Below are 2,892 nucleotides of genomic sequence, written 5' to 3' on the forward strand. Positions count from 1 at the left end.
CTGGCACGCGCCCTCGCCGGCCACTTCACCGAGGCGCAGCGCGCGCTGAGCGACCCCGCGGGCCGCTGGGGCGACGGCGACCCGGTGCCCCGCCGCTTCACCGCCGAGCAGCTCACCGAGCTGGTGACCCGTACCGGCCTTGCGGTCGGCGCGGTGCACGGTGTGCGGGTCTTCGCCGACCTGGTCCCCGGCGTGCTCGTCGACACCGAGCCCGGCGCCATGGACGCGCTGCTGAAGCTCGAGGCCGCGGCCGCCGAGCTCCCCGCTTTCCACTCCGTCGCCACCCAGCTGCACGTCCTCGCCGAGCGCGGCTGACGGGCCGCGGCCCCTACACCAGCCGGGCGCTCGCCGCGAGGCGAACACCGACTGCCGGGTGCAGTCGGCCACAGGGCCCCCGATCAGCCGCTTCGCCCCGTATGATCGGAGGTACAACGTCCGGCATGGCGGGAGGGCGGATGGGGAATGCAGGGTGCATCACCACCGGCCACCATGGTGGCGCGGACAGTGAATTGGCGTAGAGGGGCGGGTTTCACGGGGGCGATTCCCTGCCTATCCTGAAAGGGTCGCACCCGGTCGCCCCCCGCGACCGACGAGTAGGAGGACTCCGTGCCGCTCTCGGAGCACGAGCAGCGCATGCTCGAGCAAATGGAGCGAGCGCTGTACGCCGAAGATCCCAAGTTCGCGACAGCGCTTGAGGGAAGCGGGCTGCGTACGTACACCCGGCGACGGGTCTACCAAGCGGTCGCGGGCTTCCTGGTAGGTATCGCGCTCCTCATGGCCGGAATGGTCGCGCAGCAGATCTGGATCAGCGTGGTGGGCTTCCTCGTGATGCTCGGCTGCGCGGTCCTGGCCGTCACCAGCTGGCGCAAGGCACCCAAGCCGGGCGAGCAGCAGGCCGGAGCGGGGGCCGCCCGAGGCGGTGGAGGCGGACAGCCACGCCGTACGTCCCGGCCGCGGCGCTCGATGATGGACCGCATCGAAGAGCGCTGGCAGCGCCGCCGGGACGAACAGGGCCACTGAGCGCCCCGCCCCTACGTCCCCCGGACCCTTTCGACGTCTGAGACCTCTGCGATCTGAGACTTCTGTGAGTGGTGTGGACCGACCCCGAAGAACCGGGGGTCCGGCCCACACCACTCACTCATGTCGGGCCCATGCCGGGCGGAGGCGGTCGAAGGCGGCGGAGGTGCGGGCCGAGGCGGCCCACAGCAGGCGGACGGCCGAGCGCGGGGCCAGTACGGCGCGCAGCCGCTGCCGCCGGGAGGCCGCGTCGCGCAGCCCGGCGCGCACCCGCCGCACGTCGTCGGCCAGGCCGGGCGTGGCCTGCGGGTGCGGTGCGTAGAGCGCCTGCTCCACCGAGCCGGCCATCCGGTGGGCCGCCTCCGCGGCCGGTCCCGTCAGCTCGCCGACCCGCACGATCCGCGCGGCTGCCTTGCGCGGGGTCAGCGCGTCGTCAGGGACGATGCCGTAGTCCCAGCCCGAATCCACCAGCTCCCGCCAGGGACCGAGGACGCCGGCCGCCGGGCCACGGGGCCGGGCCGTGCCTGGGCGGTGGGCGCGGGTCCGGGCGTCGCCCAGGCGGCGGGCGCGGGTCCGAGTGGCGCCGAGGCGGCGGGCGCGGGCCCGTATCCGCCAGAGCAGCGGGACCGCCGGCAGCAGCAGGACCAGCAGGACGAAGAGCACGCCGCCCGCGACCGTCCCCGGCGCCGGCCCGTCGTCGGCCGGGCCGCCGCCGGACTGCTGGGGCAGGGCCCCGCACTCGGAGACCCGCCGCTGGTCCGGCGGGCAGCTCCCGCCGTCCGCCGACGGCTCGGGGCGCGGCGCCGCGGTGCGGCCGGGCAGCGGCTCGGCCCGGCCGGGATCGTCCTCGGCCGGCGCGTCCGCGGAGATCGTGTAGTCCGGCACGCTGCCCCGGCTCGGCGTCGGCTCGAAGCGCGTCCAGCCGACGCCTTCGAAGTACAGCTCGGGCCAGGCGTGCGCGTCCTTCAGACCGACCGAGTACGAGCCGTCGGCACGCTTGCCGCCCGGCGTGAAGCCGACCGCCACCCGGGCCGGGATGCCGAGCGTGCGGGCCATCGCGGCCATCGAGAAGGAGAAGTGGACGCAGAAGCCCTCCTTCTGCTTCAGGAAGCGCGCGATCGCCTCCGTGCCGCTGCCCGCCCGGACCTCGGTGTTGTACGTGAAGCCGCCGTTCAGCGCGAACCAGTCCTGGAGCCGGACCGCCTTCGCGTACGCCGAGCGGGCGCCCCGCGTCACCTGCCGTGCCGTCCGCTGGACCACCGGGGGCAGCGAGTCCGGAACCCGGGTGTACTCGCGCCGCAGGGCGCGGCGCGGCGGCGGCGCCTCGGCCAGCTGCCGGGCCGTCGGGCGCACGATCTGGCTCTCGACCTCGTACCGGACACCGCGGGTGTTCTGTCCGCGGTCGCCGACGAGGGTGCGGCCCTCGGGCTCGAAGCGCCAGCGGCCCGGGATGCCGATCCGGGACGCGGGATAGGGCATCGGCAGCCAATTCTGCGCATACCACTTCGCGGTGGAGACCGAGGTGTTCACCGCGGTGGTGTCCACGTCGGGCGCGAGGCCAGGCGGGTCGGGCAGCCGGTCCGGCACGTCCACGACCGTGCGCTGCGACGGCTTCCAGGCCGCCCCGTCGAACTGGTCGAGCGCGACGATCCGCAGATACAGGTCGCGGGTGTCGGGGGTCGTCGTGCGGTAGTTCAGCACCTCCCGGTCCTCGGGCTGGTTGAGGCTGTTCTGCAGGGACACCAGGGGATTCACCGCGGAGATCGTGCCGCCGTCGGCCCCGGGACGGCCGCGGCCGCTCATGTCCAGCAGCCCGCCGCCGAGCGTGGGCAGCGCGGCCGGGACGACCAGGGCGATGCCCAGGGCGAGCGCGCC

Annotated in this window: 2 protein-coding genes and 1 pseudogene; 2 read left to right on the forward strand and 1 reads right to left on the reverse strand. The window is 74.8% G+C overall.

Annotated elements, in window-relative coordinates; all coding sequences use genetic code 11:
• Both ABT381_RS35535 and ABT381_RS35540 read left to right on the forward strand, forming a co-directional pair.
• Nucleotides 1–315, forward strand: a pseudogene (locus ABT381_RS35535) (SAM-dependent methyltransferase); the annotation flags it as partial.
• Between the two features lie 291 nt (nucleotides 316–606).
• Entirely contained in the window at nucleotides 607–1,020 is a 414-nt protein-coding gene (locus ABT381_RS35540; protein WP_351602187.1) for an SCO2097 family morphological protein, read from the forward strand.
• A 114-nt stretch (nucleotides 1,021–1,134) separates the two neighbouring features.
• Here ABT381_RS35540 and ABT381_RS35545 read toward each other — a convergent pair.
• Nucleotides 1,135–2,892: transglutaminase TgpA family protein (locus ABT381_RS35545; protein ID WP_351602189.1), on the reverse strand; the 1,758-nt coding region annotated here is incomplete at its 5' end.

The sequence above is a fragment of the Streptomyces sp. NPDC000151 genome, from assembly GCF_040301705.1.
Classification (GTDB): domain Bacteria; phylum Actinomycetota; class Actinomycetes; order Streptomycetales; family Streptomycetaceae; genus Streptomyces.